Consider the following 24,120-nt stretch of genomic DNA (forward strand, 5'->3'; position numbering starts at 1 on the left):
GTAGTCGATGACGGGTGAGCCCGTCCGGGGGTCGCGGGACTTCCGGTTGATGGTGGCGCCGGAGCCGTTCGATCCGGTGGAGGCACGGCCGTCCGTCATGGCGGCGGGGCAGCAGGCGACGGTCGTGCAGTTCGCGGCGTTGCCGAGCGAGCCGGACATCGCCCGTCTCAAGGCGTCGTACGGCCTCCGCCTGGACAAGTTCATCCCGAACCTGGCCTACCTGGAACGCCTGGACACCGCGACCGCCGACCGCGTACGCGCGGACTTCCTGGTCAGGGCGGTCACCCCATTCCCGCAGGCGTCGAAGCTCGCCCCCACGATCCCCGCCACCGGGCCGCTCGACCTGACGATGGTGCTGTTCGAGGACTCGGACCCCGCCGCCGTCACGGCCGCGCTGACCGCGATCGGCGCGCGTGACATCGCCACGACCGACGACCGGGAGAGCGGCGGGCGGTTGCGGTTGCACCTCACGCTCGACGATCCGTCCAGGGTCGCCCAGGCCGCGGCGATCGACGACGTCATCTGGATCGAGCCCGAGCCCGAGTTCACCCTCATGGACGCCGGGGCGGCACGGGTGATCCAGTCGGGCGACCCGTCCAGCGGCCCGGTTTGGATCCACAACCTGCACGGCGAGGACCAGGTGATCGGGATGATCGACCAGGGCGGCGTCGACCTGGATCACTGCTTCTTCGCCGACAACCCGCCGAACAAGCCCGGTCCGAACCATCGCAAGGTGGTCCGGGCGTTCAACGAAGGCGTCGTCGGCACCCACTTCATGTGGATGGCCGGCATCATCGCCGGTGACCAGCTCGGCTTCTCCGGCAATCACCCGAACCGTGGCGGTGCGTGGGCCGCCAAGCTCGTCACCCGCAGCCTCGGGGACCTGAAGCGAGAGAAGATCAGTACGGGTTTCATGGTCTTCAGCCTCGAGACCCTGCTGAAGGCGTCGAGCGACGAAGGTGCGCGCGTCCACAACCTGAGCTGGGCGACCGGCAAGGTGGCGGCCTACGACGTGATCGCCCAGGACGCGGACAGGTTCAGCTTCGACCACGAGGAGCAGTTGCTGGTCGCGGCCGGCCAGAACGTGGAGCAGGGGCCGGAGAACCTGCCGCCCGGGATCGCGTTCAACACGCTCTGCGTCGCGGCCACGAAAGCCTTCCCCGACCACATGTCGCGGGGCAACGGGGTGAACGGTCCGACGCCCGACGGCCGCCGCAAGCCGGACCTCATGGCGGTCGGCTGCGGCATCACCACCTCGACGATCCCTACGCCCCCTCCCAAAGGCCCGTTCTGCGACGTGGAAACGATCGCGTGCGGCTGCAGCGCCGCGACGGCGAACACGTCGGCCGCGGCCGCGCTGGTGCGCCAGTACTTCCAGAGGGGCTTCTACCCGGCCGGCGAACCGCGGCCAGACAAGGTCATCAAGCAGCCGTCAGGAGCGCTGATCAAGGCGGTGCTGCTCAACTCGACCGTCCGCATGACCGATCATCCCGGCTACCCGAACGACATCACGGGCTGGGGGATCATCCAGCTCGACCGGACGCTGTTCTTCAAGGACTCCTCCACCCGCAGGCTGATCGTCAAGGACGTCCCGAAGAGCGCCGGCCTGCGGATGGACGAGACGCGTACGTCCCAGTTCTTCGTCAACAGCGGCACGGAGCCGCTGAAGATCACCCTGGTGTGGGTCAACCGGCCGTCGTCCGACCAGAACATGCCGCATCCCCGGGTGGACGCCATCAGGTTCGAGGTGGAGGACTCCCAAGGCAACTTTTACATGGGCAACGACTTCGACGGGATCGCCGGGGTCTCGCGGAAGCTGGCGACGGCCCCGGCCAACCCGCCGGACGCGATCAACAACGTCCAGATGGTCATCGTGCAACAGCCCACTCCAGGGACCTGGAGGATCAGGCTGCGCCAGTCCGGGCACCGGGAGAAACAGCGCTACGCGCTCGTGGTCTCCGGTGACGTCCTCGTGGACGAGCTATGACGGGCCGGAGTCCCGACTTCCGGCTGATGGTGGGGCCGGAGCCGTTCGATCCCGTGGAGCTCGTACAGGAGAGCGCGGCGGCTGGGGCGCGGGCGACGGTCGTGCAGTTCGCGGCGTCGCTGAGCGGGCCGGACATCGCCCGGCTCCAGGCGGCGTACGGGCTGCGGCTGGACCGGTTCGTCCCGAATCTGGCCTACCTCGAACGGCTGGACGCGGCGACGGCCGACCGGGTGCGCGCGGACTTTCTGGTCCGGGCGGTCACCCCGTTCCCGCAGGCGTCCAAGCTCTCGCCCGACATCCCGGCCACCGGGCCGCTCAACCTGACAGCGGTGCTGTTCGACGACTCCGATGCCACCGCCGTCACAGCGGCGTTGACCGCACTCGGCGCGCGCGACGTCGCGACGAGCGACGCCCGCGAGTTCGGCGGCAGGCTGCGCCTGGTCTTCGGGCTCGACGACGCGACCAGGCTCGCCCAGGTCGCGGCGCTGGACGACGTCACGTGGCTCGAACCGGCGCCCGCGGTCGAGAACCAGGACGTGCCGTCCGCCCAGACGCTCCAGTCCGGCGACCCGGCCCGGGGCACCGTGTGGGATCGGCACCTGCACGGCGAGGACCAGGTGATCCAGATCATCGAAGAGGGCACGCTCGACCTCAACCACTGCTTCTTCGCCGATGCCGCCCCGAACAGGCCAGGCCCGGGTCATCGCAAGGTACGCGCGCTGTTCAAAAGGGCCAACACCGCGCTCGACAGCCACTTCATGAAGGTCGCGGGCATCGCCGCCGGCGACGAGATCGGCAACTCCGGCCAGCACCAGGACCGCGGCGGCGCCTGGGCCGCGAAGATCGTCGGCAACGACAGCGCCGCGCTGCGCGACCTGGGCCCGAATCACCGCAGCGTCCACCAGTTCCTGGAGGACGGGAGGGGCGTCGGCGCGACCGTCCACAACTTCAGTTGGGTCAACGCCATCACCGTCCGCTACGAGTCCACTGCCCGGGACGTGGACGCGTTCTGTTTCGCCCGCGAGGAGCAGGTGGTGGTCGCCGGCGGGCCGAACACGCGGCCGAACGCGAAGAACCTGCCGCCCGGCATCGCGCTCAACGCGATCTGCGTCGCGGCGGCCAGGGCCCACCCCGGCCACATGTCGCGGGGCAGCGGCGTGGACGGGCCGTCGTTCGACAGCCGCCGCAAGCCGGACCTGATGGCCGTCGGCTGCGGCATCAGGACCTCCGTCCTGCCGCCCGCGCCGTCCCAGGGCCTGTACTGCGACACCGCCCTCCAGGCGTGCGGCACCAGCTTCGCGACGCCGAACGCGTCGGCCGCCGCCGCCCTCGTACGCCAGTACTTCACGCAGGGCTTCTACCCGAACGGCAAGCCCGAGCAGGACAAGGTCGTCAAGCAGCCGTCAGGCGCGCTGATCAAGGCGGTGCTGCTGAACGCGACCGTCGACATGACCGGCCACCCCGGCTATCCGAGCGACATCGAGGGCTGGGGGCTCATCCAGCTCGACCGGGCCCTGTTCTTCGAGAACGGCACGCGCAAGCTGATCGTGCACGACGTCCGGCGCGCCGCCGCCCTGGGGACGTCCACGACCCGCTCGTACGGCTTCACCGTCGACAACGCGGGCGAGCAGTTGAAGATCACCTTCGTCTGGACGAGCCAGGCGATGACCGAGGTGGCGCCGTTCACCCCGGACCCCATCCGGTTCGAGGTGGAGGACCCCGCCGGGGGCTTCTACATGGGCAACGACTTCGACGTGCCCAACGGCGTCTCGCGGAAGCTGGCGGCGCCCCCGAAAGCGCCGCCCGACATCGCCAACAACGTCCAGATGGTCGTCGTGAACAACCCCGCTCCCGGCGCCTGGACGATCCGGCTCCGCCCCGTGCTCACGCGGGCGCCGCAGGGCTTCGCGCTGGTGATCACGGGGGGTGTGCGATGAGGAGTGAGGGACAGGACTTCCGGCTGCTGGTGGGGCCGGAGCCGTTCGACCCCGCGCAGGTCGAGCCCGCCGTCGCGGCGGCCGGACCGCAGGCGACGGTCGTGCAGTTCGCGGCGTTGCTGAGCGGGCCGGACATCGCCCGTCTCAAGGTGGCGTACGGGCTGCGGCTGGACCGGTTCATTCCGAACCTGGCCTATCTCGAACGGCTGGACGCCGCGACCGCTGGCCGCGTACGCGCGGACTTCCTGGTCAGGGCGGTCACGCCGTTCCCGCAGGCGTCGAAACTCGCCCCGGACATCCCGGCCACCGGGCCGCTCGACCTGACAGCGGTGCTGTTCGACGACTCCGACGCCACCGCCGTCACCGCGGCGCTGACGACGCTCGGCGCACGCGACGTCGCGACGAGCGACGCCCGGGCGTTCGGCGGCCGGTTGCGCCTGCGCCTCACCCTCGACGTCGCGACCAAGCTCGCCCAGGTCGCGGCGGTCGAGGACATCACGTGGATCGAACCGGTGCCCACGATCGTGGACGCGGACGTGCCCTCCGCCCAGACGACCCAGTCCGGCGACCCGGCACGGGGCACGATCTGGGCCCACGAGCTGCATGGCGAGAACCAGGTGATCCAGATCATCGAGCGGGGCACGCTCGACCTCAACCACTGCTTCTTCGCCGACACCGCCCCCAACAAGCCCGGCCCGGGCCACCGCAAGGTGCGTGAGCTGTTCAATCCGACGAGCGCCGCACCCCGCGACCACTTCATGAAGGTCGCGGGCATCGCCGCCGGGGACGAGCTGGGCAACTCCGGGCAGCACCAGGACCGCGGCGGCGCCTGGGCCGCGAAGATCGCCGGCAACGACGCCAACCTGTTCCTCGCGCCGCCGGACCGGAATCGGGGTACGCGAACCCTCCACGACCTGCTGGAGGACGGGAGGGGCGTCGGCGCGACCATCCACAACATGAGCTGGAACACCAACCTCCGCTACGACATCGCCGCCCGGGACGTGGACGCGTTCTGCATCGCCCGCGAGGAACAGGTGGTGGTCGCCGCCGGTGAGAACACGGGCGTCAATCCGAAGAATGCCTCCCCCAGCGTCGCGTTCAACACGATCTGCGTCGCGGCGGCCAAGGCTCATCCCGACCACATGTCGCGAGGCAGCGGGGTGGACGGGCCGTCGATCGACGGCCGCCGCAAGCCGGACCTGTTGGCCGTCGGCTGCGGCATCAGGACCTCCGTCCTGCCTCCCACGCCGTCCACGGGCCTGTACTGCGACACCGCCCTCCAGACCCGGTGCAGCACCAGCTTCGCGGCGCCCAACGTGTCGGCCGCAGCCGCCCTCGTACGCCAGTACTTCACGCAGGGCTTCTACCCCCTGGGCCGACCGGTGGACGGGAACCGCGTCCTCAGCCCGTCAGGGGCGCTGATCAAGGCGGTGCTGCTGAACGCGACCGTCGACATGACGGGCCATCCCGGCTATCCGACCGACACCGAGGGCTGGGGGCTCATCCAGCTCGACCGCACGCTCGTCTTCGACGGCCCCGGCACCCGCTCGCTGATCACGATCGACATCCCGAGCCGGGCCGGGCTGCGCCTGGCCGAGACCCGCTCGTACCGCTTCGGCGTCAGAGACCCGAACGAGCCGTTGAAGATCACCTTCGTGTGGGCGAACCGGCCGCCGTCCGAGCACGTGGTGCTTCCCACCGTGCAGGCGATCAGGTTCGAGGTCGAGGATCCCGCCGGGAACCTCTACGCGGGCAACGACTTCGACGTGCCCAGCGGTTTCTCCCGGCAACGGAAGACCAGCCCGCCCGTTCCGCCGGACATCACGAACAACGTCCAGATGGTCGTCCTGCCGAGCCCCGTCGTCGGTCCATGGACGATCCGGCTCCGCCCTTATTTGAACCTGGAAACCCAGGGCTACGCGCTGGTCATATCCGGCGGCGTGACCTAGACCGGAGGTATCCGCGATGGCATTGTCCGTCGAATCTTTGATGCTCGAGGTTGGCAAGGCGTTCGCACCTTTGGAGCAGCGCCTGCGCGGCGATGAGATCCCGCTGTTGTTCGCCGAGATCGGCTTGCCGGCGCCCGGCGTCGTGCTGGCCGCGCAACCCGTACGCACCGCGGTGGAGGGCGCCGCCACGGCGCTGAGCGGATTGCCCCGCTCGCTGTCGGACCTGGCCGCGGCGATCGAGGCCCGGGACGCCGGACGGATCGCGGAGACCGTGTCCGCGGTCGGCTCGCTGATCACGACCGTGGCCGACGCGGTCGGCGTGGTGGCCGGCGCGATCCGGGCGGCCGCGGCGGCGGCCGGGCCGAACCGGCCCGAGGTCGAGGCGTTCGCCGGCGAACTGGCGGAGCGGCTGTTCGGCTTCGCGCTGATCACCTACCTCCAGGACCGGAAACCGATCGTGGCGAACGTCCTGGAGCTGATCGGCGTCCTGGAGTCGACCCCGATCGCCGCGACCCCCGGGGCGCCCACGCACGTGCGCCGGGTGCTGCGCCTGGACCGGGTGAGCGGTTTCCTGCACGACCCCGTCGGCACGCTGAGGGAGCTCTACCGCTGGGGCGACCCGGACTTCGACTGGGACCTGCTGCTCCAGCGGCTGTCGATCTTCCTCACCACGGTGTCGAACTTCGCCTTCCCGCAGCCGGGGCCACCGCCGTTCCTGCGGGTCATCGGGGTGGACATCGGCAGGACCGACGACCAGATCCCCGGCGTGGCGGCCACGCTGCGGCTCGACGCGAAGGACCACCTCCAGCTCACCGTGCCCGTCAACGACGCCGTGGCGCTGGTCGCGACGTCCGACGCGGCGATGGAGGCCGGGGCGGCGGTCGAGCTGCTGCCGCCCGCCGACCTGCGGGTCGTCCCGCCGACCGGGGAGGTGCGGGGCTCGGTGCGGTTCGGCGTCCAGGCGCCGCCCGCCAACGGCGGCCCGCCGCTCGTCATCCTCGGCACGGCCGGCGGGTCCCGGATCGAGGCGCGGTCACTGCGCATCGCGGGCGGGGCGGACCTCGACTGGAACGCCGCGGCGCGCCGCGCCGAGGGCGCCCTGGTGCTGGAGGCCGCCCTTGAGGGCGGCAAGATCGTGCTGAACCTGGCGGACGCGGACGGCTTTCTCGGCGCGATCCTGCCGTCCGGCTCCATCGAGCTCGACGCCGACGTGGGACTGTCCTGGTCGAGCGCGACCGGGCTGCGCTTCCGCGGTACGGGAGGGGTCGAGGCCGACATCCCTGTCGACCTGCACGCCGGCCCGGTGGACATCCGCTCGCTGCACCTCGGCCTGCGCCTGACCGACGACGGGGTGGCGTTTGAGGTGTCCGGCACGGTCGGTGCCCGGCTCGGCCCGATCGCGGCCGTGGCCGACCGGACCGGGGCCATCCTTCACCTGTCGCGGCAGAACGGCGTCCTTGGGCTCAGCGCCGACTTCAAGCCGCCCACGGGGGTCGGGCTGACCGTCAGCGCGCCCGGCGCGTCCGGCGGCGGGTTCCTCTCCTTCGACGCCGAACGCGGCGAGTACGCCGGCGCGCTGGAACTGGAGATCGTGGACTTCCTCGCGGTCAAGGGCATCGGGCTCATCACCACCCGCCAGCCGGACGGCTCACCGGGCTTCTCGCTGCTCATCGTGCTCACCGCGGAATTCCCCTCAGGCATCCAGCTCGGCGCCGGCTTCACGCTGCTGGCCGTCGGCGGGCTGCTCGGCCTCAACCGGAGGATGAACCTCCAGGCGCTCGTCGAAGGCGTGCAGAGCGGGGCGATCGAGTCGGTCGCGTTCCCGAAGGACGTGGTCGCGAACGCGCCGCGGATCCTGTCCGACCTCGGCCGGTTCTTCCCCGCCGATCCGGGCACGTTCCTCATCGGCCCCATGGCCAAGATCGGCTGGGGCACGCCGGCCCTCATCACCGCCTCGGTCGGCCTGATCATCGAGGTGCCCGGGAACATCGCGGTCCTCGGCGTGGTACGGGCCGCGCTGCCCTCCCCCGACGACCCGCTGCTGCTCCTGCAGGCCCAGTTCGTCGGCGCGCTGGAGCCGGACAAGGGACGGCTGTGGTTCTTCGCCAAGCTCTTCGAGTCGCGCATCGTGGGGATGACCGCCGAGGGCGGTATGGGCCTGCTGGTGCAGTGGAGCGGCGACCGCGAGCTGATCGTGACCATCGGCGGCTTCCACCCCGGTTTCCGGCCGCCGCCGCTGCCGTTCCCCACGCCGGGCCGGCTCGCGGTGGACCTGCTCAACCGGGGCAGGCAACTGATCCGGGTGACCGGCTACTTCGCGATCACCCCCAACACCGTGCAGTTCGGCGGCAGCGTCGAGGTGCGGCTGGGGTTCAGCTCGTTCGGGGTCGAGGGTCATCTCGCGCTCGACGGGCTGATCAACCGCGACCCGTTCCGGTACAAGGCGCACAGCTCGGGGCATGTGTCGCTCAAGGCGTTCGGCGTCGGCGTGTTCAGCATCAGCCTGGACTTCACGCTGGAGGGCCCGGCGCCGTGGCGGGTGCACGGGCGCGGCTCGATCGGGTTCCTGTTCTTCTCCATCTCCGCCGACTTCGACTTCTCCTTCGGCGAGGAACTGGCGCTGTTCCTGCCGCCGATCCCCGTGCTCCCGCTGCTGGCGGCGGAGTTCGCCAAGAACGAGAGCTGGGAGACCCGGCTGCCCGACGGCGGTGTCCGTACGCTGGTCTCCCTGCGTCGTCTGCCCGCGAGCGACGACCTGGTGCTGCATCCGCTCGGCACGCTCGTCGTCCGGCAGCGGGCGCTGCCGCTGGACGTCCGGGTGGACCGGGTAGGCGGGCAGCGGGCCAGCGACGGGCGGCGGTTCAGCGTCACCACGCCGGACGGCGGCGGGTTCACCCAGAAGTCGGTCACCGGCGAGAAGTTCGCGATGGCCCAGTTCCAGGACATGTCCGACGCGGCCAAGCTGTCGCGCCCCTCGTTCGAGACGCAGGACGCCGGCCTGGAGCTCACCTCCGACAAGGGCGCGCTGGCGACCGCCCGGGTGGTGCGCCGCGCGGTCCGGTTCGAGCTGCACCTCATCGACAGCGCCGGGGGACAGCCGGCCGGGGTCGCCACTCTGGCGGCCGCGACCGCCACGCCCGTACAGCGCTTCCACAGCGTCAGCGGGCCGGTGTTCGACGAGCTGCTGCGCGGTTCGAGCACCAGCCGGTCGGCGTTGTCGGCCCGGCAGGCCCGGCAGCGGCAGCCGTTCCTGGCCGAGGACACCGTGCGGGTCGACGAGCAGCGGTTCGTGGTCGCGTACGTGAAGAGCAACCGCCAGGCGTTCCCGCCGAGCCGGCCGGACCGGACCACGCGCCGGGTGCCCACGACGTTCCGCAGCCGGGCGACGGCCGAGGACGCGCTGGCCGGCTTCGTGACGGCCGACCCCTCCCTGACCGGGCAGCTCCACGTGATCCCCGCGGCCGAGGCGGCCGTCACACCGGGCGTGCCCGGCACGTGGTCGCCCGCCGGCGTGCTGCTCACGCCGGTGTCCGAGGTGGACCTGGTGCCGTTGCAGAACGGCCGCGTCCTGATCGCGGGCGGCACCACCGCGGACGGCGCGCCCGTCGCGGCCGTCCAGCTTTTCGACCCCGCCGGCGATTCATGGTCCGCCGGGCCCGCGCTCGGCGCCGCGCGCCGGCGGCACGCCACCACCCGCTTGTCCGACGGCCGCGTGCTCGTCACGGGCGGGCAGGGCGGCGGGCAGGGCGGCGGGCAGGGCGGCGGGCAGGGCGACCAGCGCCTGCCGCTCGCCTCCGCCGAGGTCTTCGACCCGGCCGCCGGCCGGTGGACCCCGGCGCCCGGCATGGCCGGCGCCCGCCACGGCCACTCGGCCACTCTGCTGGGCGACAGCCGCGTGCTGGTGGCGGGCGGCAGCGGCGCGCGAGACGGCACGGGCGGCGACACGGGCGGCACGGAGGATGGCGCGCTCGCCTCCGCCGAACTGTACGACCCGGAGACCGCCACGTGGACCACCACCGGCGCGCTGACCAGCGCCCGCACCGGCCATCAGGCGGTCCTGCTGCACGACGGCCGGGTACTGGTCACCGGCGGCCTGCTTCCCACCGGAGCGGGCCGCGCGGAGCCGCTGGCCTACTGCGAGATGTTCGACCCGGCCAGCGGTGAGTGGAGCACCACCGGCAGCCTCGGCACAGCGCGGGCCGGCCACCAGGCCGTCCTGCTGCCCGACCACCGGGTGCTGGTGACCGGCGGCGACCCGGTCGTGGCCGCCGACGGCACGCTGGACCCGCACAGCCTCGCGACCGCCGAGCTGTACGACCCGGCCACCGGAGTCTGGAGCCCGGCGCCGCCGATGCCGGGCGGCGGCCGCTCCGGCCACCGCGCGCTCGTGCTGCGCTCCGGCGAGGTGCTGGTGACCGGCGGCGCCGGCGCGCCCGAACGGACCACCGGCTTCCGGTCGGTCATCTCCTACGACCCGCGGGCCGGAACGTGGCGCACGCTGGGCGGCCTGCTGCGCGGCCGTGCCGCCCACGCCGTCGCCGAACTGCCCGACGACCGGGTGCTGGCCGCCGCGGGCGTCTCCGGCACCGACCCCACCGGCACCGGCGAGGTGCTGATCCCATGACGAGCGAAGGAACCGCGACCATGCCCCCATCCAGCGCACTCCCGTCCATCGCGCCACCCGCCGGCACCTGGAAGAGCGCCGGCGACCTGCCCACCCCGGCCGCCTGGTACGGCCAGCACGACGGGCCTGTCCTGCTCACCGGCGGCGCCGTGCTGGTGGCCGGCGGCGCCGACGCGGCGTCCGGCTCGCTCGCCGACGCGGCCCTGTTCGACAAGGACCACGACAGGTGGGACCCGGCTGACCCGATGGGCACACCGCGGCGTCTGCACTCGCTCACCCGCCTGGCGGACGGGCGCGTGCTCGCCGTCGGCGGCCTGAACGGCACCGCCGAGCTGATGTCCGCCGAGCTGTACAACCCGGCGACGGGACACTGGAGCCCGACCGGCCAGCTCATCACCGGCCGCTGGGGACACAGCGCGACGCTGCTGGACGACGGGAGCGTCCTGGTCGCCGGCGGCAGCGCGGCGCGCCCCTCGGGCGGCACGATCGCGTTGCGCTCGGCCGAGCTGTTCGACCCCGGCAAGGAGAAGTGGCGCTCCGCCGGCGTCATGAGCGACGCGCGTACCGGCCACACGGCGGTGCTGCTCGACGACGGGATCGTCCTGGTCGTCGGCGGTATCGCACCGGTCGGCTCCCCCGACGACCCGGCACTCGCGTTCTGCGAGCTGTACGACAAGGCGCACGACAAGTGGACGCCGACCGGCAGCCTGATCACGGGACGCCGGCACCACCGCGCGACCCGGCTGTCGGACACCAAGGTGCTCATCACCGGCGGGACCGCGCCCGGCTCGCCCGGCACCGCGCCCTACGACCCGTTCAGCCAGCGCACGGCCGAGGTGTTCGACCTGGACACCGGCAAGTGGACGGCGAAGACCGCGATGCCCTCCGGCCGCGCGCTGCACCGCGCCGTCCTTCTGCCGGGCGGCCAGGTCCTGGTGGCCGGCGGCGCGGCGAGCGACCGGGACGAGTCCGGATTCCGCAGCGTGCTGGCCTACGACGTCGCGGGTGACGCGTGGGCGTCCGTGCCGGGCCTGGCGACGGGCCGCTGGTCGTTCGCGGCCATCGTGCTGTCCGACGGCCGGGTGCTGGTCGCCGGCGGTGTCGCCCGCTCCGGGCTGGCCGCGGCGGACCCGGCCGCCACCGAGCTGACCCCCACCTCCGAGGTGTTCGGGGAGAGCTCGTGACCGACAACGCGTACACCTTCCTGCCGTGGCTGCGGGCCGGGATCAACACCCGGATCACCACGGACCCGGGCGCGGCGGCGCGAGCCACCGTGCACATCCCGCTCAACCTCTCCGGTGAGGCGCTCGACGGCGGCACGATCACCCACGACGCCGGGCGCCCCGTACAGATGTACGGACCGGGCGACGTGGTCGGCGTGGACCCGCGGGCGATCTCGCGGGCCGAGCCGCGGCCGGGCACCGCCAACGTGGAGCCGAACTTCCTCGCGCACATCGAGTTCGTGGACGAGGACTTCCCCTGGCGCTACAGCCCCGCCCCGTCCGGTCCGGCGACCGCGCGTCTCACCCCGTGGGTCGCCCTGGTGGTGCTGGCCGCCGACACCGAGTTCACCGATGCCGCCGGCACGGACCCGCTGCCGGCCATCGACATCACCGACCCTGTCCGTACCATGCCACCCGCCGACCAGCTCGGCGCCTGGGCGCACGTGCACGTGAACGGCTCGCTCGCCGACCCGGTGGCCACCGACAGCACGGCCGGCGCGCTGACCGCACTGGACGCCGTGCTGACCACCGACCCGGACAGCGCCTGCTCGCGGCTGATCTGCCCGCGGCACCTGCGGCCGGAGACCGCGTACGAGGCGTTCCTGGTGCCGGCCTTCGAGACCGGGCGGCTGGCCGGTCTCGGCTTCGACCCGGCGGGCGCGCCGAGCGGGCTGTACTCGAGCTGGGGCCCGCCGTACGCGAACCGCCCGGTCGGCAACCGCATGCCGTACTACCACCGCTGGGCCTTCCGCACCGGTACGGCCGGCGACTTCGAGTTCCTGGTGCGCCAGCTCCAGCCGCAGCACGCGGACGCCCGGGTGGGCCGCCGGGAGATCGACGTGCACGACTCGCCCGGCTTCGACCTGGACGGCATCCCCGACCAGGGCGGCGTGCTGCCGCTGGGCGGCGCCTTACGGGTGCCGGAGACCGTCGACCCGGCGGACAACTGGGACCATTTCGCCGACCCGCCGTCGCCGACCCCGCTCTACCCGCACCCGTTCGAGCAGGCGCTGGCCCGGGTCATCAACCTGGCCGACGACTTCCAGCAGGAGACGCCGCCGAAGGCCGGCGCCGGGCCGGACCCGATCGTCACGCCGCCGCTGTACGGCCGGTGGCACGCGCTCACCTCGCGCCTGCTGCGCGACCGGAACGACACCCCGGTGTCCACGGAGGAGAGCCACAACTGGGTGCACCGGCTGAACCTGGATCCGCGCTTCCGCGTCGCGGCCAACCTCGGCGCGCAGGTGGTGAAGGACCACGACGAGGAGCTGATGGCGGCCGCGTGGGCGCAGGTCGGGGACGTGCTGGTGGCCAACGGCCGGATCCGCGCCGCCCAGTTGGCCCGCGAGGTGGGCCACGTGCTCCAGACCCGGCACCTCGAACTGCCGGCCGGCACGGCGCGGACCGCGGCGGCGGCCGCGCCCTCGGGACGCGCGCTCACCCTCACCGCCCCGGCCCACTCCCGGGTCACCACCACGCTCACGGCGACGAACTCGCTGGTGGCGGGGCAGGACAGCGAGGTCGCCGTCGGGTTCCACGTGGCCGGCAGCCGGGTCGCGGCCGCGCCTGTGTCGCCCGCCATGCGGCGGATCATCCGCCCCGGCTCGCGGCTGATGCGCTCGCTGGACTTCGCGGAGGGCCGGCGGGGAGACGCCCTGCTGTTCCGCATGGACGACCCGGTCAACCCGGTCGTCGCCGCCCCCGTCAAGATCACCCCCGGCGCGCTGGTCACCCCCGCCGACGTCAACGCCGTGCTCCACCCGGACCGGCCGCCCGGCACCGACCCGGTCGACGTCCTCGCGCACAGCCCCGACTTCGTGCTCCGCGCGCCCGGCGATCCGGTCACCCCGCACCCCGGCACCAGTGACAGCGCCGAGGCGACCCGGTTCAAGACCGCGCTGCGCGAGCTGCACCAGGGGATCGACGCCGGCGTGGCGGTCGGCCAGACCCCGCGGCCGCCCGCGCTCGACCTGACCACCACCACCACGGACACGCTCACCGGCCTGCGCTCCGACACGACCGTGCCGCGCGCGCTGCTGGATGGGGCGGTCAGCCTGCCGGAGCGCCTGCGACCGTTCGCGGCCGCGTTCACCGAGGCCATGGCGTACCCCGTGTTCGACATCCCGATGTTCCGGTCGCTGATCGACATCTCGCTCGACGCGTTCGTACCGAACCTGAACCTGCTGCCGCCGAACTCGCTGACGCTCCTGGACAACAACCACGAGTTCATCGAGTCGTACATGGCGGGGCTCAACCACGAGATGGCCCGCGAGATGCTGTGGCGGGAGTTCCCGACCGATCAGCGCGGCACCCCGTTCCGCCAGTTCTGGGACCCGGTCACCGCCCTGCCGGAGCCGGGCGTGTCGCCCGCCGACCGCCGGGAGCGCGACTACGACATCCCGCCGATGCACCTCTGGCCGACGACCGCCAGGCTCGGGGAGAACGCCAACCCGCACGACGGGATCGTCCTGGTCGTCCGGGGCGAGCTGCTCAGGAAGTACCCGACGACCGCCATCTACGCGCACCGGGCCGAGTGGCCGCCCGGCGCGGACGGCCTGCCCGACAAGTCGCAGCCGCGCCGCCTGGTCACGATCACCGGCCAACCGACGACCGACCAGATCCAGTTGCCCCGTTTCGAGGCGACCGTGGATCCGGACATCTACCTGATCGGGTTCGGCCTCACCGCCGACAAGGCGGTCGGCGGGCCGGACGACCCCGGCTGGTTCTTCGTGCTGAAGGAACGGCCCGGCGACCCCAGGTTCGGCCTGGACGACAGGGACCCTGGCCGACCGGCCGAGCCCATCGAGGTGTGGAACGACCTGACCTGGAGCGACGTCGACCCCGCCGGCCGCGGGTTCGTCACGCTCGACCCCGCCGTGACCGTACCGCTGGCCGGACTGGACGGATCGGACGACGCCGGGAAGCTCGACCAGCACGCCGAGGACGAGAACCTGCCGCTGTGGTTCAGCGGGCTGGGTTCCGCCGACCTCGCCTACATCTTGCTCCAGGTGCCCGTCATGGTCGCCGTCCACGCTCAGGAAATGGTGCCGCGATGACCACGCTCAGCGACGCGTTCCCGGTTCTGCTCGCGCCCGTGCGGGTCGAGACCCGGTTCACGCCGACGGAACTGCTGGTCCGGGTGTTCCCGGACGAGTGGGCCGTGGACAAGTTCGAGACCAAGCCCACCGACGCCGAGATCACCGCGATCGACGCGTACTGGACCGCCCGGTGGGCGGCCGGCGGGCGCGCCGCGGGACTCCAGGCCGCCTGGCAGGAGCTGGCCACACGGATACCGCCCGGCCGCGCGGCGTGGCTGCTGCGCGGCCGCGTCCCGGCCAACCCGAACGAGGAGCCGGCCGGAGTGGCCGATGGCGCCGTGGTGCTGGTCATCCGCGGCGCCGCGCCCCCGGCCGCGAACAACCGCCAGCCGTCGGTCACGTACTGGAGCGCGGTGTGGCGGGCGCACGGCGACCGGCTGCGGCTGCGCCAGGCCGACGCCGCGCTGGTCACGGCGGTCGGCGTCCCGCGGGCGAACGTCATCCGCGCCAACCGCCCGTTCGGGGTGGACGGCGCGCTGACGACCCCGACCGACGACGTGCACGTCGCGTTCCTCGTGCTGACGCCGCCCGCCACGGGCACGACGGCGACGGACGCCTGGACGCAGGGCGCCCGGGCCCGCCTGCTGCCGGACCGGTTCCAGGTCCTCGGGTTCAACGGCGGCCGCCAGGTGGTGTCGATGACCGGCGCCGCGGTGCCGGCCACGCTCGCGGTGAGCCCGGACCCGGCCGCCGGCGACCAGATCTCCGTCAACGAGCAGACCGGCGTCCTGCACGTGCCGGACGCGCTGCGCTGGCTCGTCGACTTCGACCGGGCCGTGACCGTCGGCATGGGCGTACGGATCCCGCTCACCGACGAGATCCGCGGCGGCCTGGAACGCCTGGTCGTGCTGGGCCTGCGCGAGCAGGCGGCGCCCACGCAGACGGCGGCCGACCTCACCGACCTGATCAACCGCCACCTGCGCGGCCCGGACGGGTTCGCCCTGCTGCCGCAGGGCACGCCGACCAACAACTCCGAGATCGTGCCGGCCGGCCAGGACGAGGAGAGCGAGGCGGCCGCCGCGCTGCGCGCCTCCGGCGGGGTCGCCGCCGCGGCGGCGCGGGACTGGACGACCCTGACCGACGGCCGGCAGCTCACTGACCTGCTCGGCATCGACCCCGGCGTGCTGTCCGGCATGCCGAACGCGGACGGCCGGGACCAGCGGGACGCCCGGGCGGCCAACACCGCGCTGTGGCCGGCGACGTGGGGCTACTTCCTCCAGACGGCGCTGCACCCACTGCTCGGTCCGGCCGCGGTCGCCGAGACCCGCGACTTCTTCCTGAAGTACGTCTCCGGCCGCGGCCCGCTGCCCGTGGTGAAGATCGGACGGCAGCCGTACGGGATCCTGCCCACCACCGCGTTCTCCCGGCTGACGTTCCCGGACTCCGCGGCGCACCGCCGGGCGCTCAACCGGGTTCTGACCGAGGCGGGCAAGGACTGGGCGGCAGCCGCGGCGCGGGTGCCGCACCTCGGCGACGGCGCGAGCGACGCGCACCAGCAGTTGCTCGACCTGGTCGCGCTGCACCCGACGTCGGCCGAGTACCACCAGCGGTACGCGCAGAGCGTCGAGGACCTGTTCAACCGGGAGAACCTCGCCGGGCGGGGCGCCACCGTCCTGTCCACGGTGGACGGGCTCGGGCTGGCCGCCCCGGTGCGCGCCCTGCTCGGCCGGTTCGGCGCGGACACCGGCCCCGGCCGGGACCCGGACCTGCTGCGCCGGCTGTTCACCGATTTCCACCAGCCGCTGCTTGCGCCCCTGGTGGACGACCGCCCGCTGTCCGAGACCGCCCATATCCGGCCGTACACCACCGACGGGCGCGACTACCTGACCTGGCTGGCCGCGCTTGCCCGCACCAACCTGAACGGCATCCGGCTGGAGTCGGGCTTCGCCGAGGGCTCCCGCCCGGCGACGCTGCTGTACCTGCTGCTGCGGCACGCGATCCTGCTCGGCTGGGACGACGCGGCCCGCGCGCTCCTGGCCGCCGCCGGCCAGTCCGCCGGGCCGCCGGTCGACCCGCCGTTCATCCACGTGCACCTGCCCGGGCCCGGCGAGGACGCCTCCAGCGAGAGCCGCTTCCGGCTGCTGTACTCGCCTGCCCCCGCCGTCACGGGAAACCCCGATCAGCTCCTGGTCAACTTCATCCCGAGCGTGCTGAACCAGCCGGGCCCGACGGCCGCGCTCGCCGACCAGGCCCGCGCGCTGGAGGTCCTGGCCACCCTGCCGACCGCGCGGCTGGAACGGGTGCTCGCCGAGCACCTGGACCTGGCCACGTACCGGCTGGACGCGTGGCGGCTGGGCCTGGCCACCGAGCGCCTCGGCGAGCTGCGGTTCGCGCCCGACGGCACCGCACGGCCCGGCCTGCACCTGGGGGCGTACGGCTACCTGGAGAACGTACGGCCGCATGCCGCGAACCTGGAGCCCGTCCCGCTCACCGGCCCGCTCGCGACGGTGTTCGCCGGCGCCCAGCCGCTGCTGCACGACCCGGAGAACGAGGGCTTCGTGCACGCGCCGTCGCTCGGTCACGCCCGTACGGCTGCCGTGCTGCGGGCCGGGTACGTCGCCAACGCCGACCGGGACAGCCCGGGACCGTTCGCGGTGAACCTCAGCTCCGACCGGGTCCGGCTCGCACTGTCGATCCTGGACGGGATGCGGCGCGGTCAGTCGCTCGGCGCGCTGCTGGGCTACCGGTTCGAGCGCGGCCTGCACGACCGGCACGGCCAGGCCGAGGTGGACCAATTCATCGGGGGGCTGCGGTTCGCGTTCCCGTTGCGGGCGGGCCGGATTCCACAGACCGCGGACGCCGGGCTGGACCAGATCGGGCAGGACGAGATCGAGCCGGACCGGATCGGGCGGGTCGAGGCGCGCAACGTGATCGACGGCCTGGCCCTGGCCCGCCACCTGACCCGCGGCGGCGTGTCGCGGACGTACCCGTTCGACATCGAGGGCCTGCCGGAGGCCGATTCCGGGCAGAGGGCGGCGATCAGCAAGGAGGCCGACCGGCTGCTGGACGCCCACGACGCGGTCGCCGACCTCGCCGTCGCCGAGGCCACGCACCAGGCGCTGGCCGGCAATCCCGAGCGCGCGTCCGCGACCCTCGACGCGTACGCCAAGGAGGGGCTGCCGCCCGACCCCGAGGTGGTCAGGTCGCCGCGCAGCGGCACCACGCTCACCCACCGGTTCGGGCTGCGCCTGCGGGCGGGTCTGCGCCCGGGCAACGGGGACACCCCCCGCGCGCAGGCCGAGCCGGCCGTGGACGACTGGCTGCCGAGTCTGCTGCCGCCGGACGGGTCCGTCGCCGCGCGCGTCACCTGGACCGACCCGGTCAACGGCCATGCCCACGAGCACGTGGTCACCCAGGACGACGTCGGCCTGGCGCCGATCGACCTGCTGTGGGCGGTGCGGCCGACGGACGCGGCGGCGATGACCGACCTGGACGACCGGATCATCGGCGTCGTGGTGGACCGGGACGACCCGCGCCCGGACGCCGAGCTGACCATCCGCTACACCGAGCGGATCAACGGCAAGGTCACGTTCTTCGAACTGTCCCCGCTGATCACCGCGCTGCGCACGCTGCTGACCACGGGCCGGCCGCTGAAGCCGACCGACCTGGTGCCGGCGTCCGGCCCGGTCACGCTCGACCGGAGGATGGACGACGCGGTGACAGTGCCCCGGCAGCGGCCGGTCGCGGTCCGCGAGGCGCTCGACGACCTGGGCGACGACGTGGCCGACCTGCTGGCCGACCTGGTCCGGCTGTACCCGCCGGCCCCGGCGCCGCCGCGGCGCGAGGACATCGTCGACGACATCGACGCGCTGCTGACCCGCTACGCCCGGCTGGTCACCAGGGCGGCCGGGTTCGGCATGGTGCGCAGCGGCTGGGGCGAGCTGACCGCCTGGCGGCGCGGCGTGTTCTCCCAGGTGCTGGCGGACGTGGCCGCCACCGCGGCCCGGCTGGCGCGTACGCTCGCCCGGGCCGACGCGCTGCTGGCCGCCTACGACGCGCTGCCGCGGCGCACCCCGGACGACGAGCGGTTCCGCCGGCTGCACGAAGTGGAGCCGCTGCTCACGACCACGCCGGACCCCGACCCGCCGGACCGGCCCGACCGGTTCCGCAACGACATCGGGCGCCTGCGCGACACCTTCGCCCGGCGCCAGGACGACCTGGAGGACATCGCCAGGACCAGCCGGACGAGCCTGAGCGGCCTGCTGGACCAGGTCGGCGACCTGCTGCCGCTGACCGGCCTCGATCCGGCCGGCCTGGACCTGACCCCGGCGCTGGACAGGGTCGTCGCGTTCGGCGCGGAACTGCTGTCCCGTACGGGGGCTCTGCGGGCCGAGATCACCGGCCGCCTCGCCTCGGCCACGGCCGCGCTGACGAGCGCCGACAACGCCGTCACCGACCCGGACCGCGCGAAGGCGACCACCGACGCGCTGCGGGCGCTGCTCGGCCCGGACGCGCTGGTCGTGCCGGAGTACACGCTGACCGACGATCTCGGCGACGAACTGCACGACGCGTTCGACGACAGCGACGACCTGGTCAGGCACCTGACCCGGGCGCCGGTCTCGCGGGACTTCCCGGTCGACGACTGGCTGCACGGCCTGGCCCGGGTCCGGGAGATGCCGCGGCTGTGGGAGCGGGTGACGCTGCTCAGCGACGCGCTCCGCAACGACGACCTCGACGACATCGAGGATCGGGAGCCGCGGCTGCGGCCGGTCCAGTTGCCGTTCGCGGACAATGACCACTGGCTGGCCATGGAGTTCGCGGACGGCGCCGTGATCGACCAGGACCGGCTGCTGTTCACCGCGCACTACGCCGACGACCCGCCCCGCGGGTCCGGGCCCGCGAGCGGTCTGCTGTTCGACGAGTGGACCGAGGTGCTGCCCACCGAGCGGGAGACGACCGGGATCGCCGTGCACGCCGACGGCCCGGACTCCGAGCCGCCGCAGAGCATGCTGCTGGTCGTGCCGCCCGTACGTACTGGATCATGGCAGGCGGACGACCTCGTCGCGGCGGTCACCGAGACCTTCGACCTGGCCCGCGCGCGGCTGGTGGAGCCCGCGCAGCTCGACGACACCGGGTACGCGCACCTGCTGCCCGCGACCGTCCTGTCCGCGACCCGCCAGCCCATCACCATCAGCACCGACCTCGCCGTCGCCAACGCAAGGTGGAAGGCCGACCATGAGTGAGCCCCGTATCGCCGATCTCCCCACGGCGCTGGCCCATCGCGACTTCCCCACGGTGGGCCTGTGGAACCGCCTGGAGGGGCGTCCCCGTACCACCGACTTCGGCAGGGCGCTGCGGGCCGAGGTACGCGACCCGCTGTGGCTGCTGGCCCGGCAGTGGCAGCTCGGCGAGTTCCGCGCCACCGACGGCGGCTCGCCGGTGACGGCCACGTACTCGGTCGTCGCCAGCCCGCTCACCCGCTTCCGCCCCGACGCCGATCCGGCCCCGGCGCCGGGACCGCTGCCCGCCGGCCGTCCGCTGGAGACGGTGGTGGAGAGGCGGCCGCTGCCGTTCGCGTTCGGCGCCGAGCCGATCTCGTTCGACCTGCGGCTGTCGCTGGGCCGCCGCTGGCTGAAGCTCGTGGCGCGGGCCTCGCTCCAGCACAACCGCGAGGTCGCCGAACAGTACGTCGCCCGCTACCGCATCACCCTCCCCGACCCGGACGCCGAGGCCGACGCCCAGCGCGTGGCGCACCCGGAGGTCTGGGCGGGCATGCAGGCGGTGGCCGGCCGCCGGATGGACGGCTACCTGCTGTACCAGCACGTCAAGGGTGGCGGAACGGCCGCCGACGGGATCACCGGGCTGCGGCGGCAGGACCGCGACGCGCTCAACGCCCTCGGCCCCCGCCTGATCGCCTGGTTCGACCAGCTCATCGACCAGCCGGGCGCGGCGAGCGCGTGGGACCCGCGACGGCTGGAGCACCGCTTCTCGGTCGCCGCGGCGGCGCCCGGCGGCGAGACGGTGCTGTCGGCCCCCGAGTACCCGGGCGGCGAGCTGGACTGGCACGCGTTCTCGGCGGCCCCCGACGACACCCTCGGCGGCGCCGGCACCGCGCCCGCCGCGCTGAACCGCACGGTGTTCCCCACGCCGGCCCGCTTCTCCGGCATGCCGCTGCCACGCTGGTGGGCGGTCGAGGACGGCCGCACCAACTTCGCCGCGGTCACCCCGGACAGCACCGACCTGGCCCGGCTGATCTTCCTCGAGTTCGCGCTCGTGTTCAGCAACGACTGGTACATCCTGCCGTGCGACGTGCCGGCCGGCACGTTCGCGGCCGTGCAGGGGCTCGCGGTGACCGACGTGTTCGGCGCGCGGCGCTGGATCACCCCCGCCGGCACGGGCGCCGCGCACGACTGGCAGCTCTGGTCGATGTACGTCCACGGCGACGCGCCGGGCCTCCTCCTCCCGCCCGGGACGCCGAAGGTGGCCGACGGCCCGGGGCTGGAAGAGGTCATGCTGGCGCGGGACGAGAACGCCAACATGGTGTGGGGCATCGAACAGACCGTCCGGATGCCCACCGGCGAGCCGCGCTCCGGCGCCGAGGCGGCCGCCGAGACCCTCGCCTTCCGCCGCCGGGTGCGCCCGCCCGCGCTGGCCGACGATCCGCGCGCGCCGGTCGCGTACCGGCTGATGAGCTCGGTCCCGGAGAACTGGATCCCGTTCATCCCGGTCCACGTCCCCGGCGACAACCGCAGCGTGCAGTTGCGGCGCGCCACGATGCCCAGCGAGGTGGACGCCTCTCCCGTCCCTGCCCGGACCGCGCTCCTTCGCGAGGGCTTCGACGCCGGCCACGGCTACTTCATCAACGAGGAGGAGGTACCCGCCACGGGCACCCGCCTGACCGCCGCGTACAACCGCACCCGCACCCGGACCGGCCAGGTGATCGTCTGGCTCACCGTACGGCGCGACACCGGCCGGGGCGGACGGTCCAGCGGCCTGTCCTTCGACCTGCTGACCGACACACCGGCGAGCTGATCCGGCCATCGGACCGCTACGCGCGCCTGACGGCGGGCGTAGCGGGCACGCCCACCCCGAGGTGGCCGGCCCAACAGATGTGGAACGCGCGATCGAGCAGATCAAAGCGGCACAACCAGCCCTTCACTTCCACATTGAACGCATCCTTGCTGACGCCGATCGGATCGCAGCCATCGGCAGCGTTCGCCAAGGACAGGACCCCGACACGCCAGGGACCGGCATGATCTGGCTGGTTCGGATGGCGGATGGACAGATGGCCGAAATGTGGACGTACCGCAGCACCACCCGATGATCAAGCGATCTTTGAATCGCCCCAATCTCACAGGTCAGCATCACTCGTGGACACCTCAGCCGCCGACGGCGACCGCGTCGGGTCACCGCAGCAGCAGATCCGCGCGGCGCCGAGCTGTGCATGTAAAATGAAGGCATGCCTAGGAACATGCAGATCCGCGATGTTCCCGACAACATCGCCGACGCGATCGCAGCCCGAGCCCGTGCCATGGGGCAGTCCGCGCAGGCCTACATGCTGGGTCTCCTGGCGGCGGATGCACGCCGTTCCCGCAACATCGACCTCATCGCCCGGTTCGAGGGGCGTGACGACGGCATGCACAGCGCTCCAGGGCAGGCTGCTGAACTCGTTCACCAGGCACGAAACGAGCGGGAGGAGCAGCTCGCAGATACCACGGGAGACTGCCCGTGCTCGTGATCGATGCCTCCGTCATGATCAATGCACTGACGGAGGACGGAGAGGCCGGCCGTGCCGCACGCAAGGCCATCATGACCGATCCCGCCTGGATCGCGCCCGCCCACATGCCCAGCGAAGTCGCCCACGTCGTCACCCGCCTCGTCAGGCAAGAACTGATCACACAAACGCGTGGAGGGAACGCCTTTGAGGCGCTCGCCCGGGCCGAGATCGAGTTGGCGGACATCCGGCCTCTCCTGCCTCGGATCTGGGAATTGCGTGGCAATATCAAGACTTACGACGCTGCCTACGTGGCGCTGGCCGAGGCTGAAGGTTGCACCCTGATCACCGGTGATGCGAAGCTCGCCAGCCTCCCGGTGGTGGTCGGCTGCGACATTCGTCTGGTCTAGCGCCTGAAGTCGCGCCCAGGATGCCCCGCTATTGGTCCATATTGGACGGTGCGGAATGCCCCCGCTTCTCCTCACCGATGCCGGCCGACCAGGTGGAGAATGTGAGAAAGGCCGACGGCTGCCCCGGCCTGTGATACGGCCCCAATAATGCGACGCCAGAGCCCCTCACCAGTGATCTGGAGAGGGGCTCTTCAATGCCTGGGCATATATTTATCCATAAATCCCGATAATTGCTCGCATCCATCACCCGTGAATAACTACAAGCCAGGCATACCAATACATCCCGCCAGCCACAGTTGCACAATTTCCCACGATTCCCCTCGCTTCCCTAAACAGGAATTCCGAAGATGGAGCGGAAAGGGATCCGCCACAAAAGGAGGCCGAGAGATTGACTGTCACATGGGATGTCGTCTTCGCTCAGCTCATCCGCAAAGACCGGCAGGGCTACTGGGGCAACTGGTCGCTGAACCCGGCGATCGTGCCCGGCGCCGTCGGCGTTCTGGACCCGGGCACTGGGACGTTCACGCCGGCCGGAGTGGCCATCCCCGGCCTGACGACCACATCACGGCGGCGTGAACATCGCAGAGCAGTCGGAGAACACGACGTTCTCCCTGAGCGGATCCGTCGGCGCGGTCCACGACATGCTCGGGCAGGGGTCGGGACAGGGATCGTTCGCGACCGCCTCTGCTGACAAGAGCGTCTCTCGGCACCTCTGGCCGGAGACGCCCGAATCCCTGGCCCCACGCCCCGCGCCCATCGCCTACACCTTCGCCTCGTTCGACGGCAGGACGGTGATCGAGAAGTGGACGGGCGTCCTCGGCTCCTTCGAACTGCTGCTGAACAGCGTCCCCGGCTGCACCTATGTCGTGAACGCGACCCTTACCTACGACACGGAGGCGGACCGGTCCGTGACCAGAACCGCTCTGATTCCCGCCGGGCTCAGTGCGACCATCGGGGCAGTACCCCTCGATGCCACCAACCTGGTTCTCGATCTCGCCTTCAAGGGCGTGTTCTCCGACGAGCACCACCGCTTCGAATGGAACACACCGCTGGGCCAGTGGGCCGGCGGCGTACGCCAGATCGACCTCAGCGGCGTCTGGCCGGGCAGCACCTCGGCGCTCGACGTCCAGTCAGGCAACGCGCGCTGAACTCCAAGCCCGAGGGGGCCCGCCTCCGGGCCCCCGACCGGGTCGGCGAAGCGGGGCTTTCGGCCTCAACTGCCGTATCGCTACCATCAG

Annotated in this window: 12 protein-coding genes; all 12 read left to right on the forward strand. The window is 72.5% G+C overall.

Features of this window, described 5'->3' with window-relative positions; genetic code table 11:
- The first annotated feature begins 7 nt into the window (after positions 1 to 7).
- The gene (locus tag KLK06_RS09475; RefSeq protein WP_214634978.1) at positions 8 to 1,987 is read left to right on the forward strand and encodes a S8 family serine peptidase; all 1,980 of its coding nucleotides are present in this window, start codon (positions 8 to 10) and stop codon (positions 1,985 to 1,987) included.
- Complete coding sequence (locus tag KLK06_RS09480) at positions 1,984 to 3,924, forward strand: S8 family serine peptidase (RefSeq protein ID WP_214634979.1); 1,941 nt, start codon at positions 1,984 to 1,986, stop codon at positions 3,922 to 3,924. The genes KLK06_RS09475 and KLK06_RS09480 overlap by 4 nt, the downstream gene beginning before the upstream one ends.
- Entirely contained in the window at positions 3,921 to 5,873 is a 1,953-nt protein-coding gene (locus tag KLK06_RS09485) for a S8 family serine peptidase (RefSeq protein ID WP_214634980.1), read from the forward strand. The genes KLK06_RS09480 and KLK06_RS09485 overlap by 4 nt, the downstream gene beginning before the upstream one ends.
- Positions 5,874 to 5,913: 40 nt before the next feature.
- Complete coding sequence (locus KLK06_RS09490; RefSeq protein ID WP_214634981.1) at positions 5,914 to 10,497, forward strand: kelch repeat-containing protein; 4,584 nt, start codon at positions 5,914 to 5,916, stop codon at positions 10,495 to 10,497.
- The gene (locus KLK06_RS09495; RefSeq protein ID WP_214634982.1) at positions 10,494 to 11,681 is read left to right on the forward strand and encodes a kelch repeat-containing protein; all 1,188 of its coding nucleotides are present in this window, start codon (positions 10,494 to 10,496) and stop codon (positions 11,679 to 11,681) included. Before KLK06_RS09490 ends, KLK06_RS09495 begins: the two co-directional genes overlap by 4 nt.
- Positions 11,678 to 14,776 carry a hypothetical protein gene (locus tag KLK06_RS09500; RefSeq protein ID WP_214634983.1) on the forward strand — a complete coding sequence of 1,033 codons (3,099 nt, stop codon included), beginning with the start codon at positions 11,678 to 11,680 and terminating at the stop codon, positions 14,774 to 14,776. Before KLK06_RS09495 ends, KLK06_RS09500 begins: the two co-directional genes overlap by 4 nt.
- Complete coding sequence (locus tag KLK06_RS09505; protein ID WP_214634984.1) at positions 14,773 to 20,001, forward strand: hypothetical protein; 5,229 nt, start codon at positions 14,773 to 14,775, stop codon at positions 19,999 to 20,001. Before KLK06_RS09500 ends, KLK06_RS09505 begins: the two co-directional genes overlap by 4 nt.
- Positions 19,994 to 21,790, forward strand: a complete 1,797-nt coding sequence (locus KLK06_RS09510) for a hypothetical protein (RefSeq protein WP_214634985.1) — start codon at positions 19,994 to 19,996, stop codon at positions 21,788 to 21,790. Before KLK06_RS09505 ends, KLK06_RS09510 begins: the two co-directional genes overlap by 8 nt.
- A gap of 7 nt (positions 21,791 to 21,797) precedes the next feature.
- Positions 21,798 to 22,082 carry a nuclear transport factor 2 family protein gene (locus KLK06_RS09515; protein WP_308168211.1) on the forward strand — a complete coding sequence of 95 codons (285 nt, stop codon included), beginning with the start codon at positions 21,798 to 21,800 and terminating at the stop codon, positions 22,080 to 22,082.
- Between the two features lie 135 nt (positions 22,083 to 22,217).
- Positions 22,218 to 22,496 (forward strand): hypothetical protein, encoded by a 279-nt coding sequence (locus tag KLK06_RS09520; RefSeq protein WP_214634987.1) that lies wholly within the window; start codon positions 22,218 to 22,220, stop codon positions 22,494 to 22,496.
- A complete protein-coding gene (locus tag KLK06_RS09525; RefSeq protein ID WP_214634988.1) occupies positions 22,487 to 22,882 on the forward strand; it encodes a type II toxin-antitoxin system VapC family toxin in 396 nt (131 codons plus the stop codon). Before KLK06_RS09520 ends, KLK06_RS09525 begins: the two co-directional genes overlap by 10 nt.
- Before the next feature lie 572 nt (positions 22,883 to 23,454).
- Entirely contained in the window at positions 23,455 to 24,030 is a 576-nt protein-coding gene (locus KLK06_RS09530; protein ID WP_214634989.1) for a hypothetical protein, read from the forward strand.
- Positions 24,031 to 24,120: the final 90 nt, after the last annotated feature.

The organism is Nonomuraea sp. NEAU-A123 (assembly GCF_018603905.1).
Lineage (GTDB): Bacteria > Actinomycetota > Actinomycetes > Streptosporangiales > Streptosporangiaceae > Nonomuraea.